This is a genomic window from Tsukamurella spumae, assembly GCF_012396015.1.
Lineage (GTDB): Bacteria > Actinomycetota > Actinomycetes > Mycobacteriales > Mycobacteriaceae > Tsukamurella > Tsukamurella spumae.
On the sequence record NZ_JAAXOQ010000017.1, the window covers coordinates 84,375 to 98,397 of the forward strand.

The following is a 14,023-nucleotide window of genomic DNA, read 5'->3' on the forward strand; positions in this document are numbered from 1 at the left end:
CCGGCACGACCTCCGGTGTAGCAGGTGTCGTTACTGGATGGAGTCGATCGACGCGTTCAGCGTGGTGCGGAACGAGTCGGGGATCGGGGCGTAGCCCTGATCCGCCAGCTGGTCCTGGGTCGTCTTGCTGGCCGCGACCTTCAGGAAGCTCTTGAGGCCCTTCGCGACCTCGGCGTCGGAGTACTTCGAGCACACGATCTCGTAGGTGGCGAGCACGATCGGGTAGGCGCCGGCGGCCGTCGGCTTGTAGAAGCCCGCGGTGTCGATGACCAGGTCCTTGCTGCCCGGGGTCGTGAACTTCGCCGCCTCGATCGTCTTGGCGACCGACTCGGCGCTCAGCGCGACGGCCTCGGGGCCGGCGGAGGTGATGATGTTCGCGACCTGCAGCTTCTGCGCCTTGGCGAAGCTCCACTCGGTGTAGGTGACGGTGCCCTCGGCCTTGTTGACCGTGGCCGCGACCTGCGAGTTGCCGCTGGCGCCGCCCGCTCCGGCGACGCCGCCCTTGAACTCCTTGCCGGTCTTGTCCGCGCTCCAGTCGGCGGGCGCGGCCGAGGCGAGGTACTTCTGGAAGTTCTCGGTGGTGCCCGACGGGTCGGAGCGGAAGACGACGGTGATCGGCAGGTCGGGCAGCTTGGTGCCCGCGTTCTCGGCCTCGATCTCGGGCGCGTTCCACTTGGTGATCTTGCCGGAGAAGATCTTGGCGATGGTGGGCGCCGAGAGGTTGACCTTCGTGTTGTCCGGCAGCTTGTAGGCCACGGCGATCGGGCCGAAGACCATCGGCAGGTTCAGCGCGGGCGCGCCGCACTTCTCCTCCGCCTTCTTGGCCTCCTCCGGCTTGAGCGCCGAATCCGAGCCCGCGAAGTTGGTCAGGCCTGAGGTGAACTCGGTGATGCCCTGACCCGAGCCGCTGCCGGTGTAGTCGACGTTCGCACTGCCGCCGCAGTCCTTGCCGAAGGCGTTCTTGAACACGGTCATGGCGTTGGCCTGCGCCGTCGAGCCACTGCCCTTGAGCTGCAGCTTGCCGTCGCACTGCACGCCCGAGCCGCCGGCTGCGGAGTTGTTCGCGGCGCCACCGGCCTCTTCGCTGCCACACGCGGACAGGGTCAGGGACAGGGCTGCCGCGGCGGCAACGGCCGTAACGGATCCACGCTTGAAGTTCACCGAGATTCCTCCGGGTCGGGTCAGGACTGAGCACACCGGGATACGGGTGTCTTCCAGCAACTTAAAGAGGCCGGGTGTCCGATTCGGGTGTCCCGGGTGAACGATGGGCAAACTCGGCCGGTCGAGTGGATTACCGTAATGCGTACGCGACGTGACGTTCGTGTTCCGCGAAGCCCAGTCCGGCGTACGTCCGCAGCGCCGCCGTGTTGTCACCCTCCACGTACAGCTCGACCTCGGACAGCCCGCGTCCGGCCAGGTACTGCAGCCCCGCGGCCGTGAGCAGCCGCCCCAGACCGCGCCCCTGCCCCTCCGGCGCGACCGCGACCACGTAGACCTCCCCGAGCCCGGTGGCCGGGTCCGCGACCTTGGTCCAGTGGAAGCCCAGCAGTGCGCCCCGCGCGTCCACGGCGAGGAACAGGCCCGCGGGGTCGAACCACTGCGCCCCGGTCCGCTCGTCGATCTGCTCCTGGGTCCAGCCACCCTGCTCGGGATGCCAGGCGAAGGCCGCGTTGTTCACCGCGAGGATCGCGGCGTCGTCCTCGGGGCCGGCGTAGGTGCGCAGGGTCACCCCCGGCGGGGTCGACGGTGCGGCGGCCACCCCGGCGAGCGGCCTGCGCAGGTTGAGCAGCGTCCGCACGGCCGTCAGCCCCAGGTCTGCGGCCAGCGCGCGGGCAGGCGGCAGGTCGCCGTGGGCCCAGACGGTGCCGCCCTCGCCCACCAGCTCGAGCGCCCCGGTCACCAGGGCGCGGCCCAGGCCCCGTCGGCGCTGCGCCGGTGCCACGACCGCCTCGGCCGAGCCCGGCCCTCCGGCGGGCGGGACGACGACGCCGGCGTAGCCGGCCGTGCCGCCCTCGCCGTCGCGGGCGAGCACGTGCGGGCCGGGGCCGGTGACGCCGAGACGGAACTGCTCCGACAGGGGCCCGATGCCGTCGGCTGCCTCCGCGGCGGCGGCGATCGTCGCGACCGCCGACGCGTCGTCGACCGGTCCGCGCACCACCTCGACCGCGTGCCGCTCCGCCATGCTCAGGCCCCCTCGAGATCCTCGTCCGTCGGTTCCATGTCCTCGACGGGGCGCTCGCCCTTACCCCGGACCGGCCGCACCGCCTTGTACCCCACGTTACGGACGGTGCCGATCATCCCCTCGTGCTCGGCGCCGAGTTTGGCGCGCAGGCGCCGGACGTGCACGTCGACGGTGCGGGTGCCGCCGAAGAAGTCGTAGCCCCACACCTCCTGCAGCAGCTGCGCCCGCGTGAACACCCGACCGACGTTCTGCGCCAAGAACTTCAGCAGCTCGAACTCCTTGTAGGTGAGGTCGAGCGGCTTGCCGCGGAGCCGGGCGGTGTAGGTGCCCTCGTCGATGAGCAACTCACCCAGGGTGATCTTGTCGGCGACCTCGTCCTCGGCGTCCGCACCGCGCCGCGCGGCGACGAGCCGGAGCCGGGCGTCGATCTCGGCCGGGCCAATGCCGGGCAACAGGAAGTCGTCGAGGCCCCAGTCGGCGCTGGCGGCGACGAGCCCGCCCTCCGTGAGCACGGCGACCACTGCGACGGCGCCGCCGCCCGTGGTGCCGAGCAGGCGGCAGAGGCCGCGGGCGGTGACCAGGTCCGAGCGCGCGTCGACGAGCGCGACATCGGCGGAGCCGACCTCGAGCAGCGAGGCGACGTCCGCGGGCAGCGGCCGGACCGTGTGCGGCAGCAGCGACAGGGACGGCAGCACCGTATCCGGTTCCCGGTCGGAGGTGAACAGGACGAGATCCATATGCCCTCCCCGGTGCGCGGCGGTCGGATTGAATTGAACGGATGCCACAATAGCGGTGGTCAGAGCGTCGTGTGTAGCGGCACCGGTGCGAACGAGAGGAAGCGGGCGTGGCTCAGGGGCAGGGACGGGTGTGGATTCGGCGCATTCTGGTCGCCGGTGCGATGCTCCTCACACTCGCGTTCCTCGCCGAGCTCGGCACCGCCGCGACCGCCGAGTACCGGCTCTCCCGGGAACTGCGGGCCGCGGCCGGCCTGGCGGACGATCCGGAGGTCACCGTCGGCGGATTCCCGTACCTGACCTCGGGCGGTACGCACCCGAAGCTCTCGATCGCGGTGCCGGCGCAGGTCGACGGCCGCAACGCGCGGCTCGAGGCCGAGTTCGCGGATGTGACGATCCCCGGCGGCCTGCTGCCGACCTTCACGCCGGACACGCCGATCCGGGCCGCTCACGTGGAGTCGCGGGTCCGGCTCGACCAGAAGACGGTCGGCCGGTACATGGACATCGTCGACCTCCAGGTGCACACCCCCGCCCCGAAGCGGCCCGGCGCGGGCAGCCCCGCCGACGGCTACGTCAAGGCGTCGAAGGGCATCGTGCTCACGGGCACCGTCCCGTTGCCGACCCCCGCGGACCCGAAGCGGACGGTGCTGATCTCGGTGGCGGCGGACTTCTCGGCCGTCGGCGACGCGATCGCGGTACGGGCCACGGGGATCTACACGGGCCCCGAGGACCACGCGAAGGCCGACCTGCTGCCGGGCGAGGAGCCGACGGTGCTCGCCCGGTTCACGCACACCCTGCCCGCGATGGCCCTGCCCTTCGGCATCCGGCCCACCGGCGCACGGGGCGAGAACGCCGACGTGGTGCTGCTGGGCGAGGCCGACGGTGTCACCGTGACGCCCGGCGCCTTCCACCGGCCCCTCCCGCAGACCCTCCCGTGACGGACGCGCGCGGCTTGGGTATTCTTGGCCCCATGCGCAACCGCTGTGAGCTGCTGCTCACCCGCCGTCTGGCGGTCGACCTGTGCCGTATGGCCGGTTGTCGCTGTCTGGGCTAGGCCCGTTCTCTCCCCGGGCAGGGTGCTCTCCACCGCGTATCGCGATGCATCCGTTCCGCCCTCCCAGCGCTCTCCGCGCACCCCTCGAAGTAGCGTTCGCGCCTTCATTCCGCACGTCATGGACTCAACGAAAGGGATCCTCATGGCTCGCTCCGATGTCCTGGTCTCCGCAGACTGGGCTGAGCAGAATCTCGACACCCCGGGTGTCGTCTTCGTCGAGGTCGACGAGGACACGTCGATCTACGACGACAACCACATCAAGGGCGCCGTGCGCCTCGACTGGCGCAAGGACCTGCAGGATCCGATCCGTCGCGACTTCCTCGACCAGGACGGCTTCTCCGCACTCCTGTCCGAGCGCGGCATCGGCAACGACGACACCGTCGTCCTCTACGGCGGCAACAACAACTGGTTCGCGGCCTACGCCTACTGGTACTTCAAGCTGTACGGCCACCAGGACGTCAAGCTGCTCGACGGCGGCCGCAAGAAGTGGGAGCTCGACGGCCGCCCGCTGTCGACCGACGCGGTGACCCGCCCGGCCACCACCTATGTCGCCAAGCCCGTCGACCTGTCGCTGCGCGCCTTCCGCGACGAGGTGATCGATTCGATCGGCAAGAAGAACCTCATCGACGTGCGCTCGCCCGACGAGTTCTCCGGCAAGATCTCCGCGCCGGCGCACCTGCCGCAGGAGCAGGCGCAGCAGCGCGGCCACGTCCCCGGCGCGATCAACATCCCGTGGTCGACCACCGCCAACGAGGACGGCACCTTCAAGTCCGACGACGCCCTCGCCGCGCTGTACGCGGAGAAGGGCTTCGACGACACCAAGGAGACCATCGCGTACTGCCGCATCGGCGAGCGCAGCTCGCACACCTGGTTCGTGCTGCAGGAGATCCTGGGCAAGAAGAACGTCAAGAACTACGACGGCTCGTGGGTCGAGTACGGCTCCCTCGTCGGCGCCCCGATCGAGAAGTAAGGATTTCGTATCATGTGTGGAGCTCCCAAGCAGGGCCAGGTCCTTCCCGCCGGTGTCGATGTCGAGAAGGAGACCGTCCTGACCGGACAGGTCCTCGACGCGGCCGGCAACCCCGTCGCCGGCGCGTTCGTGCGTCTGCTCGACGGCACGGGTGAGTTCACCGCCGAGGTCGTGGCCTCCGGTACCGGCGACTACCGCTTCTTCGCGGCGCCGGGCACCTGGACGCTGCGCGCCCTGTCCTCCGTGGGCAACGGCGACACCCAGGTCTCCCCCGAGGCCAACGGCGTCTACAACCAGGACATCACCGTCTCGAAGTAGCCACCCCCCTCAATTGAACACCGTTATGGAGAGCGAACCCGCAGGTGGGATTCTCCATAACGGTGTTCAATTGCGTTCTGGGGGTCACGACCCGTCGACGATGCGGTCGGCTCGGACCGCCGTGGCCTCGATGAGGCGGGCGTTCGCCTCGTCGGAGCCGTCGGCCCGCTCGCGGGCCTCGGCGGGCGTGCGCCCGAATCGCATGTGCCGCTCGATGAGTCGCTCGCGGCGCAGCGCGGGGTCGATGCGCAGGAACCACACCTCGTCGAGGGCGGCCCGCGCCTGCGGCCACGCGCCGGCATCGGCGAGCAGGTAGTTGCCCTCGGTGACCACGAGCGGAACGTCCGGCGCCACCTCGATGGAGCCGCCGATGGAGGCCTCGAGCGCGCGGTCGAACCGCGGGGCGTAGACGGTGCCCGTGCCCGCACGCAGTCGGCGGAGCAGTTCCGCGAAGCCCGCGTCGTCGAAGGTGTCGATGGCGCCCTTGCGTTCCCAGCTGCCGTGCCGGCGCAGCACGGCGTCGTCGAGGTGGAAGCCGTCCATGGGGACGAGCACGGCGTCGTCGCCGAGCGCCGCCACGAGCCGCTCGGCCAGCGTGGACTTCCCCGATCCGGGGGATCCGGCGATCCCGAGCAGTGAGCGCCCCGGGCGCGCGACGAGTTCCCGTGCGCAGGACAGCAATTCGTCCGTCACAGCGTCGCCAGCCACGCCCTCACCCCCGGGTATCGGCATTTGTCGGAGGCGCGCGCCGCCGCGAACCGCAGCGCGTCCACCGGGGCATCGCCCCGCGCGATCGCGAACGCGTACGCGCCGTGCAGCACGTCGCCCGCGCCGAGCGTATCGACGACCGGCACGGCCGGGACCTCGAGGGTGCCCGCGACCCCTTCGATCTCGTACCGGATCGGCCCGGCGCCGTCGGTCACGGCGACCACCGGCGGACCGGTGACGGCGGCACCGTCGGGCGGCCGGAAGTCCGCCGAGCGGATGACGTGCGCGGCGTACATCAGGAGCTCGGCGAAGACGGGACGCCAGCGGCCGGCGTCGAGCACGATCGGCACGGACGCCGCGACGGCGCTCCGCATCGCCGCGCGGGCCGCGGCGGGGCCGTGCCCGTCGAGCAGCAGCACGTCGAAGCCCTCCGCGTGGATCGGCGGCACGAGGTCGGGGTAGCCGGTGCCGTCGAACGAGACGACCTGCCGCTCCCCCGTGGGGGCGTGCACCGTGACCGCGGAGACGGGCGGCCCGAAGCCCGGCGATGCGAGGTCGAGGAGCTCGACCCCGCACGCCGCCAGGTCGTCGCGGACGAGACGCGCGAGGGCGCCGTCGCCGACGGGGGCCGCGAGCACCGCCCGCCCGCCCAGCGCTGCGAACACCGCGGCTGCGTTGAGCGCGGGACCACCGCCGGAGACGTCCTGACGGACGGCGGTGACCTTGCCGTTGCGCGGGGGCGTCTCCTCGACGCTGGAGATCACGTCGACGGTGGCGAGCCCCACGAACAGGCCCGACGGCCTACGGTCCACCCGCCGCCTCCTCGTCGGTCGGCGTGAGCGCGCCGGTCATGAGCGCGACGACCTCGGCCATGCTGCGCTGCTTCGGGTCGACGACGGCGGCGCGCCGGCCGAGCCGGTGCACGTGGATCCGGTCGGCCACCTCGAAGACGTGCGGCATGTCGTGACTGATCAGGATCACGGGCGTGCCGCGGTCGCGGATCTGCCGGATCAGGTCGATGACCTGGCCCGATTCCCGGACGCCGAGGGCCGCCGTCGGCTCGTCCATGATGATCACCTTCTTCCCGAAGGCGGCCGCCCGCACCACCGCGACGCCCTGTCGCTGCCCGCCGGAGAGCGTCTCGACGGCCTGCGTCGGGGACTTGATCCCGATCTTGAGGTCCGCGAGGTGGCCGGCCGCCGCATCGCGCATCGCCTTGCGGTCGAGCTGCCGGAACACCGAGCCGAGGATCCCCGGTTTGCGGAGCTCCCGGCCCAGGTAGACATTGGCGGCGATGTCGAGCGCGGGGATCACGGCGAGGTCCTGGTAGACGGTCTCGATCCCGGCGTTGCGGGCGTCGAGCGTGCTCTTGAAGTGGACCGGCGCACCGTCGAGCAGGATCTCGCCCTCGCTCGGGATGAGCGCCCCCGAGAGCGCCTTGATGAGGCTGGACTTGCCGGCCCCGTTGTCGCCGATCACGGCGAGCACCTCGCCGGCGCGGAGCTCGAAGTCGGCACCCGCGATCGCCTCGACCTGCCCGTACTTCTTCACCAGGCCCTTCGCCTCGAGCACGGGCCCGGCGTCCTGCGCGCTCATTGCAGCCTCCTGCGCGAGATCTGGTCCAGCGCAACGGCGGCGATCACGAGGACGCCCGTCGCGACGTTCTGGTAGAGGTTGTCGATCCCGACGAGCGTGAGCCCGTTGCGCAGCACCCCGACGATCAGCGCGCCGACCAGCGTGCCCAGCACCGAGCCGCGGCCGCCGAAGAGGCTGGTGCCGCCGATCACGACCGCGGTGATGGTGTCGAGGTTCGCGGTCTGGAAGGCATTGGGGTCGGCCGTCGGGATGCGCCCGAGGGCCGCCCACGCCGCGATCGCGGCGATCACACCGGACGCGAGGTACACGCCGAACACCGTCTTGGAGGTCTTGATGCCCGCCAGCGACGCCGACACGGGGTTGCCACCCACGGCGTACACGTGCCGGCCGGTGGCCGTGCGGTTGAGCACGTACCAGGCCACGGCGTACACGATCAGCAGCACGAGCAGGCCCAGCGTGAGCGGGAATCCGAACAACTTGAAGCCCGTACCGAGCGCCGTGAGCGGACCGTCGGCGACGCGGTAGGTCTGCGAGCCGGCATAGAGCTGCGTGGCCGCCGCGACGATGGTGAACATGCCGAGCGTGACGATGAACGGCGGCAGCTTGAGCACCGTCACCAGGGCGCCGTTGATCGCGCCGATGAGCATGCACACGCCGAGCGCGACGACCATGGCGAGGATCGGGTCGGTGCCCGCCACCTTCGCCAGGACGACGGTGCCGAGCACGCACGTCGCGCCGATCGACAGGTCGATGCCGGCGGTGAGGATGATCAGCGACTGCGCGACCGCGAGGATCCCGATCACCATGGTCTGCTGCAGGATCAGCGAGATGTTGTAGCCCGTCGCGAACTGCGGTGTGAGGATGAAGAACACGACGCACGCGACGATGAGCGCGGCGAGCGGGCCTGCGAGCGGCTCGCGCGCGAGCCCTCGGAAGGCGGAGGGAAGGGCACCGGCCGACACGTCAGCCCCAGCAGTTCTGCTCGCCCCACGCGGTGTCCTTCGACGGGACGCCGGCGACGGGCTTGTCGGTCACCAACTGCGAGCCGGTGTTGGTGAATCCGGAAGGCTTGGTGCCGTTCTGAGCGAAGGCGACCACCGCGTCGACACCCTGCTCGGCCATCTTCGCGGGGAACTGCAGCACCGTCGCGCCGATGATGCCCGCCTTGACGTTCCGGACGCCCGTGCAGCTGCCGTCGACGGAACCGATCAGGAGCTGACCGGCCTTGCCCGCCTTCTTCGCCGCCTCGTAGCCGCCGGCCGCCGCGGGCTCGTTGATCGTGTAGAGCGAGTTGGCATCCGGGACGCGCTGAAGCAGGTTCTCCATCGCGGTCTGGGCCTTGGTCTGGTCGCCGTTGGTGTTCTCCTTACCAGCCACCTCGGGGCTGGTCTCGGTGAGCCCGATGCCCTCCAGGAAGCCCTGGTGCCGGAAGGTGTCGACGGTGCCGCCCGGCGTCCCGTCGAGCATGAGCAGCTTGGGGGTCCGCCCGGCGAGCGCGCCCTTGACCCAGGAGCCCTGCAGGCGCCCGGCCTCCTTGTTGTCGGTGGCGAAGGTCGCGTCCACGGCGTTCTCCGGATCGGTCGCGGTGTCCAGCGCGATCACCACGACGCCCGCGTCGCGCGCCTTCTTGATCGCGGCCAGGATGCCGCTCGACGAGTTGGGGGTGATGAGGATGCCCTTGACGCCCTGGCTGACCAGGTTCTCGATGGCGGCGACCTGCCCCTCGTTGTCCCCGTCGAACTTGCCCGCGAGCGCGACGAGGCTCGCCCCCTTCGCCTCGGCCTCCTTCTTGGCGGCCTCGCGGATCTTCACGAAGAACGGGTTGGTGTCCGTCTTGGTGATGAGTCCCACCTTCACGCCGCCGGACGACCCGCCGTCGCGGTTGCAGGCGGCCACCGAGGTGAGGCCGACGGTGAGGGCGCAGCAGATCGCGGCGATGCGCACGGTGTTCCGATTGCTCATTGGGGGGCTCCGATCGAGTGTGTGCTGAATCACATGTTTCCGGGTGGGCAAAACGCTATACCCGCAGTTGGGATACGCGCAAGGGTTTGCGCAAGCGCTTGCGTACCGCGGAACGGCCCGGGCATGATGGTGCGATGGGGAACATGGCCGACGTCGCCGCGGAAGCGGGCGTGTCGATCAGCACCGTCTCCCATGTGATCAACGAGACGCGTCGGGTGGACCCGCGCACCCGGGAGGCGGTGCTCGAGGCCATCGCCACCACGGGCTACCGCCGCAACGCACTCGCCGCAGCGCTCGCCACCTCGCGCTCCGGCGTTCTGGCACTGAGCATCTCGGCCTGGCAAAACCCCTACTTCGCGCCGCTCGTGCGTGCGATCGAATCCCGCGCGGGCGAGCTCGGCTACGCCTTGATGATGGGCGACTCGCACGACGATCCGACCACCGAGGCCGCGCTCGTGGGCTCGCTGCTCGATCGGCGCGCGGACGGCCTGATCCTCGCCCCCGCGCCCCGCGCCGAGCGCGCCACCATTCCCATGATCCGCAGCGCGGGCACCCCCCTGGTCCTCATCGACCGCCTGTCCTCGGCCCCCGTCGACCAGTTGGCGTCGGAGGGCTCCGAGCCGGTGGCGCGCCTGACCGCCCACCTGATCGAGCTGGGCCACGAGCGGATCGGCGCGATCACGGGCCGCCGCGGCATCCAATCCTCCGTCGAGCGGTCCGAGGCGTTCGTCACGGCGATGGCCGCCGCCGGACTGCACGCCGCCCCGCGGCACCTGCGCTGCGGCGATTCGAGCGTCGACGAGGCGTACACGCAGACGCTCGCCATGTTCCGCGGCCGCGGCCCGCGCCCCACGGCCCTGATCGCGCTCAACAACGCCATGACGGTCGGCGTGATGCGCGCCCTGCGGGAGTTGGAACTGCGCGTCCCGCAGGACGTCGCGCTGGTCTGCTACGACGATTTCGAGTGGTCGGACCTGTTCACGCCGGGGCTCACCGCCGTCGCGCAGGACGTCGAATCGATGGGTCGACGGGCCGTCGACCTGCTCGTCGAGCGGATCGACGGGTTCGACGGTCCGCGGCGCGTCGAGCGGCTGCCCACCACCTTCCACCACCGCGACTCGTGCGGTTGTGAGCGCGCGCCGGGCGGGGTCTAGTATCGACGGCATGGTCATCTTCTTCGAGATCCTCATGGCGGTGGCATCGGTCGCGATCTTCGCGTTCGCCGTGTTCGTGCTGTACCGCGTCCTCACCGACGGCCAGTAGTCGCCCGTGAGCGACGAGGCCACGCCCACGTCCGGCGCGCCGGCCGGTTCCGGCCAAGAGGCACTGGATGCTGCGATCGAGCGGTCCGAGACCACCTCGTCGCGCAACATCTCGAACCTCCCGGGACTGCCCCTCGCCGATGACACGGCCAACCTGCGGCAAGGCCCCGACCTGCACGCGGGCCTCCTGGGCCTCCTGCCGCTCGTCGGTGTCTGGCGCGGCGAGGGCGAGGGCCACGACGAGTCCGGCGACTACCACTTCGGCCAGCAGATCGTCGTCAGCCACGACGGTCAGAACTTCCTCTCCTGGGAGTCGCGGTCGTGGAAGCTCGACGACCAGGGCGAGTTCTCCGAGCCCGATCTCCGCGAGGCCGGCTTCTGGCGGATCGGCGAGGACGACGAGATCGAATTCGTCGTCACGCACGCCAGCGGCATCGTCGAGCTGTACTACGGCAAGCCCGTCTCCCAGACCGCATGGGAACTCGAGGCCGACGTGGTCATCCGCTCCAAGACCTCCCCGCTGGCCGGCGCGTCCAAGCGCCTGTACGGCCTGGTCGACCAGGGCGGTTCCCTCGCCTACGTCGAGGAACGCATCGATGCCGACGGTGCGCTCATCCCCCGCCTCAGCGCCAAGCTGGCCCGCTACGCCGGCTGACTCCGCCGCTCCACCCACCCCGGCCGCAGGTAGGACCGGTGCGGGCAGAACGGGTGCGGGCAGAACGGGTGCGGGAAGCCATCCGCACCCATTGCGCGCAGTCGCACCCGGCACGCCGGGTGCACTCGGGTGAAACGGGTGCGGGAGCCCATCCGCACCCGAAATGCTTCGACGCCGTGCCAACTCCACACCCGTGTGCTCGGACTGTCCGAGATGTACTGGATCACCGTGCAAGCGCGGTACGACGCGGATCTGGCGCGGGCGCTGATCGCGGACGAGGGCCGCGATCACGCCACTCGCGGGCTGATGGCCCGCACAGACGGAAGCCCCCTCCGGGCGTGAACATCACGCGCCGGAGGGGGCTCCGTCATTCCAGGTGGGCGACCGCCGTCAGGCGGCGGCCACCTCCTCAGTCCTGAAATTCACCATTTCTCGGACCACCTCCTTTCGATTGACGCCTCCGACGCTACGCCCGCGCGACACCGTCGGCAATGGAATTTCCCGGAGAGCGAAAACGCAGGTCAGGAGGTCTTCTCGCCGTACCATTCGGCGATCTGCTTCGACGACGCCCACCGCGAGTACGTGGGACCCTGCGGCCAGCCCTCGGGCACGTCCTGCCACTCCTCCTGCCGACCGTAGGGCAGCACGTCGAGCAGGCCGAAGGTGTACGAAACCTGTTCGGCACCACGCCCGAAGGTCTGCCACAGGTGGTAGACGGTGTCGCCGTCACGGACGAAGGTGTTGTAGGCGAAGCCGCCGCCGGGGCCGGCGCCCACCTCGGCCCCGAAGCCGGAACCGTTGGTGGAGTACCACGTCATGGTGTTCCCGACGCGCTTCTTGTATTCCAGCACCTCGTCCATCGGGCCGTTGGTGATCACCACCATCCGCGCATCCCAGCTGCCCAGGAAATCCAGCCGCGACAGGTTCGCCGTCGCGCCGGTGCATCCGGGGCATTGCCACTGACTGCCGTCGGTCCACATGTGGTGGTAGGTGATGAGCTGACTCCTGCCGTCGAAGACATCCGCGAGGCTCACCTCGGAGCCGTCCTCGGCGATCAGCCGGTACTCGGGCAACCGCACGGCGGGCAGCCTGCGACGTTGTGCGGCGATGGCGTCGAGCTCGCGAGTGGCGGCCTTCTCTCGAGCGCGCAGCTCGTCGATCTGCTGCTGCCAGGTCTCACGGTCGACGACGGGCGGAACGGCGGTCATGGTGGATTCCTCTCCGGTGGTGGGACATTCGAACGGTCAGGGGCGGTAGCGGGTCTGGGCGAACTCGTCACCGCGGGAGAACGACAGGACCTTGACGGGCCGAACCCCGAAGACGGGGAGCGAGGCGGCGTCGGGGTTCGGGGCCCGCCCCTCCGTCCGATGCCGGAAGCCCGCGTCGTCCACGTCGTAGGGCCAGTCGAGCCGGGACTCCCACATCCGAGCGAGCGTTTCCAGCACGGCGCGGTCGGTGCACCGCTCCGCGGAACCTTCCACCGTGACGTCATGCCCACGCAGATACTCGTTGCTCCCGGTGGTGAGCACACAGCGTGGGTCCCGTGCCAGGTTGACGGCCTTCTGCTCCTCGGAACCGGTCACGAAGTACAGCGCACCGTCCCACCACATGGCCGGTAGCGGACACACGTGCGGGCTTCCGTCGGCACGCACGGTGCTGAGCCAGAACATCTCGGCGTCGTCCAGGATCCGCTCGACATCCGCCCACGGCGTGGCGACGGCGCCCGGAGTGCTGAAGCCGGTGTGCAGCACCGGAACGGGTCCAATACTCGTGGTCATGGCGACCCCTTCCATGTTCACAGCGTCCACATCTGCTATGTTCACACCGTACACTTGGGTGGCAGGGGGCACAAGAGCATGGCGTACCACCACGGCGACCTCGCGCAGGCGCTCGTCGACGCGGGACTGGAGGTCACGCGCGCCGGCGGACCGTCGGCCCTGACCATCCGCGAGGTCACCCGCCGCGTGGGGGTCAGCCCGAACGCCGCCTACCGCCACTTCCCCGACCGCCTCGCCCTACTGCGGGCGGTCAGCGCGGCGATCCAACAGCGCATGGCGGACGCGATGCCCGTCCATCCCGATCAGGGGCCGAGGGATCACCTGCGGGCAGTGGGCCTCGGCTACATCGCCTTCGCGCTGGCCGAGCCCGGCTGGTTCTCGGTCTGCTTCTTCGGAGACGAGGCCCCGGATCCCGAATCCCTCTCGGCCATACCGCCGTACGTGGCCCTCTCGCAGTCACTGGACCTGCTCGTGCACGCGGGCCTGCTCCGTCCGGAGGCCCGACGGTCCGCGACCTGGTCCTGCTGGTCGATGGTGCACGGCTTCGCCGAGATGGCGCTCCGCGGACCGCTCCACCATCTCCCGGGCGATCAACAGTGGCCGCTCGCCGAGGCCGCCGTCGACACCGCGATCGCGGGAATCCTGCACGACCGAGCCGGGCGCGGCACGATGGGGACATGACACTTCCTGAGTCAACCTCAGGCCGCGGATTGCATGATTCTGGCGGCTCCGTGGAGGGTGGGGTCGTAGGGCGTGCGGGTCTGCCAGCAGCGGTAGATCACTCGGGTCCAGGCGCGGGCGAGG

General features: G+C 70.4%; 16 protein-coding genes. 6 read left to right on the plus strand and 10 right to left on the minus strand.

Annotated features, from left to right (window positions below; all coding sequences use genetic code 11):
- Positions 1 to 30 precede the first annotated feature (30 nt).
- From pstS to HF999_RS13700, 3 genes are all read right to left on the minus strand, one after another.
- Positions 31 to 1,161 carry a phosphate ABC transporter substrate-binding protein PstS gene (gene pstS, locus HF999_RS13690; RefSeq protein WP_376766493.1) on the minus strand — a complete coding sequence of 377 codons (1,131 nt, stop codon included), beginning with the start codon at positions 1,159 to 1,161 and terminating at the stop codon, positions 31 to 33.
- Between the two features lie 130 nt (positions 1,162 to 1,291).
- Positions 1,292 to 2,182, minus strand: coding sequence for a mycothiol synthase (mshD, locus tag HF999_RS13695; protein ID WP_168546405.1), 891 nt, complete (start codon positions 2,180 to 2,182; stop codon positions 1,292 to 1,294).
- 2 nt (positions 2,183 to 2,184) lie between these two features.
- Positions 2,185 to 2,919 carry a winged helix-turn-helix domain-containing protein gene (locus tag HF999_RS13700; RefSeq protein ID WP_168546406.1) on the minus strand — a complete coding sequence of 245 codons (735 nt, stop codon included), beginning with the start codon at positions 2,917 to 2,919 and terminating at the stop codon, positions 2,185 to 2,187.
- Positions 2,920 to 3,026: 107 nt separating this feature from the next.
- Here HF999_RS13700 and HF999_RS13705 point away from each other — a divergent pair, with 107 nt between their 5' ends.
- From HF999_RS13705 to HF999_RS13715, 3 genes are all read left to right on the plus strand, one after another.
- Positions 3,027 to 3,854, plus strand: a complete 828-nt coding sequence (locus HF999_RS13705; protein ID WP_168546407.1) for an LmeA family phospholipid-binding protein — start codon at positions 3,027 to 3,029, stop codon at positions 3,852 to 3,854.
- 258 nt (positions 3,855 to 4,112) lie between these two features.
- Positions 4,113 to 4,940, plus strand: coding sequence for a sulfurtransferase (locus tag HF999_RS13710; RefSeq protein WP_168546408.1), 828 nt, complete (start codon positions 4,113 to 4,115; stop codon positions 4,938 to 4,940).
- A 12-nt stretch (positions 4,941 to 4,952) separates the two neighbouring features.
- Positions 4,953 to 5,258, plus strand: coding sequence for a DUF1416 domain-containing protein (locus HF999_RS13715; RefSeq protein ID WP_068573081.1), 306 nt, complete (start codon positions 4,953 to 4,955; stop codon positions 5,256 to 5,258).
- A gap of 84 nt (positions 5,259 to 5,342) precedes the next feature.
- Here the strand turns inward: HF999_RS13715 and HF999_RS13720 are convergent, their stop codons facing one another.
- Genes HF999_RS13720 through HF999_RS13740 form a run of 5 tightly spaced genes read right to left on the minus strand, consistent with a single transcriptional unit; the run spans position 5,343 to position 9,524 of the window.
- On the minus strand, positions 5,343 to 5,966 hold the full coding sequence (locus HF999_RS13720) for a nucleoside/nucleotide kinase family protein (RefSeq protein WP_376766494.1): 624 nt from the start codon (positions 5,964 to 5,966) through the stop codon (positions 5,343 to 5,345).
- Positions 5,948 to 6,778 carry a PfkB family carbohydrate kinase gene (locus HF999_RS13725; RefSeq protein ID WP_210733797.1) on the minus strand — a complete coding sequence of 277 codons (831 nt, stop codon included), beginning with the start codon at positions 6,776 to 6,778 and terminating at the stop codon, positions 5,948 to 5,950. Before HF999_RS13725 ends, HF999_RS13720 begins: the two co-directional genes overlap by 19 nt.
- Positions 6,768 to 7,562, minus strand: a complete 795-nt coding sequence (locus HF999_RS13730; RefSeq protein ID WP_168546410.1) for an ATP-binding cassette domain-containing protein — start codon at positions 7,560 to 7,562, stop codon at positions 6,768 to 6,770. The genes HF999_RS13725 and HF999_RS13730 overlap by 11 nt, the downstream gene beginning before the upstream one ends.
- A complete protein-coding gene (locus tag HF999_RS13735) occupies positions 7,559 to 8,524 on the minus strand; it encodes an ABC transporter permease (RefSeq protein WP_168546411.1) in 966 nt (321 codons plus the stop codon). Before HF999_RS13735 ends, HF999_RS13730 begins: the two co-directional genes overlap by 4 nt.
- A gap of 1 nt (position 8,525) precedes the next feature.
- Positions 8,526 to 9,524 carry a substrate-binding domain-containing protein gene (locus HF999_RS13740; protein WP_168546412.1) on the minus strand — a complete coding sequence of 333 codons (999 nt, stop codon included), beginning with the start codon at positions 9,522 to 9,524 and terminating at the stop codon, positions 8,526 to 8,528.
- 134 nt (positions 9,525 to 9,658) lie between these two features.
- Between HF999_RS13740 and HF999_RS13745 the strand changes: the two genes are divergently transcribed.
- Both HF999_RS13745 and HF999_RS13750 read left to right on the plus strand, forming a co-directional pair.
- A complete protein-coding gene (locus HF999_RS13745) occupies positions 9,659 to 10,678 on the plus strand; it encodes a LacI family DNA-binding transcriptional regulator (RefSeq protein WP_168546413.1) in 1,020 nt (339 codons plus the stop codon).
- A 115-nt stretch (positions 10,679 to 10,793) separates the two neighbouring features.
- Positions 10,794 to 11,441, plus strand: coding sequence for a heme-binding beta-barrel domain-containing protein (locus HF999_RS13750; protein WP_168546414.1), 648 nt, complete (start codon positions 10,794 to 10,796; stop codon positions 11,439 to 11,441).
- Between the two features lie 521 nt (positions 11,442 to 11,962).
- Here HF999_RS13750 and HF999_RS13755 read toward each other — a convergent pair.
- Positions 11,963 to 12,649: a DUF899 family protein gene (locus HF999_RS13755; protein ID WP_168546415.1), complete on the minus strand. Its 687-nt coding sequence runs from the start codon at positions 12,647 to 12,649 to the stop codon at positions 11,963 to 11,965.
- Positions 12,650 to 12,685: 36 nt separating this feature from the next.
- Positions 12,686 to 13,219, minus strand: a complete 534-nt coding sequence (locus HF999_RS13760; RefSeq protein ID WP_168546416.1) for a pyridoxamine 5'-phosphate oxidase family protein — start codon at positions 13,217 to 13,219, stop codon at positions 12,686 to 12,688.
- A 78-nt stretch (positions 13,220 to 13,297) separates the two neighbouring features.
- Between HF999_RS13760 and HF999_RS13765 the strand changes: the two genes are divergently transcribed.
- Positions 13,298 to 13,900, plus strand: coding sequence for a TetR/AcrR family transcriptional regulator (locus HF999_RS13765; RefSeq protein WP_168546417.1), 603 nt, complete (start codon positions 13,298 to 13,300; stop codon positions 13,898 to 13,900).
- Positions 13,901 to 14,023: the final 123 nt, after the last annotated feature.

Excerpts from the sequence above, each read along its gene's own strand:
- HF999_RS13710 (WP_168546408.1), top strand. The coding sequence starts at position 4,113 with ATGGCTCGCTCCGATGTCCTGGTCTCCGCAGACTGGGCTGAGCAGAAT.
- HF999_RS13700 (WP_168546406.1), bottom strand. The coding sequence starts at position 2,919 with ATGGATCTCGTCCTGTTCACCTCCGACCGGGAACCGGATACGGTGCTG.
- HF999_RS13755 (WP_168546415.1), bottom strand. The coding sequence starts at position 12,649 with ATGACCGCCGTTCCGCCCGTCGTCGACCGTGAGACCTGGCAGCAGCAG.
- HF999_RS13730 (WP_168546410.1), bottom strand. The coding sequence starts at position 7,562 with ATGAGCGCGCAGGACGCCGGGCCCGTGCTCGAGGCGAAGGGCCTGGTG.
- mshD (WP_168546405.1), bottom strand. The coding sequence starts at position 2,182 with ATGGCGGAGCGGCACGCGGTCGAGGTGGTGCGCGGACCGGTCGACGAC.
- HF999_RS13745 (WP_168546413.1), top strand. The coding sequence starts at position 9,659 with ATGGGGAACATGGCCGACGTCGCCGCGGAAGCGGGCGTGTCGATCAGC.
- HF999_RS13765 (WP_168546417.1), top strand. The coding sequence starts at position 13,298 with ATGGCGTACCACCACGGCGACCTCGCGCAGGCGCTCGTCGACGCGGGA.
- HF999_RS13760 (WP_168546416.1), bottom strand. The coding sequence starts at position 13,219 with ATGACCACGAGTATTGGACCCGTTCCGGTGCTGCACACCGGCTTCAGC.
- HF999_RS13715 (WP_068573081.1), top strand. The coding sequence starts at position 4,953 with ATGTGTGGAGCTCCCAAGCAGGGCCAGGTCCTTCCCGCCGGTGTCGAT.
- HF999_RS13740 (WP_168546412.1), bottom strand. The coding sequence starts at position 9,524 with ATGAGCAATCGGAACACCGTGCGCATCGCCGCGATCTGCTGCGCCCTC.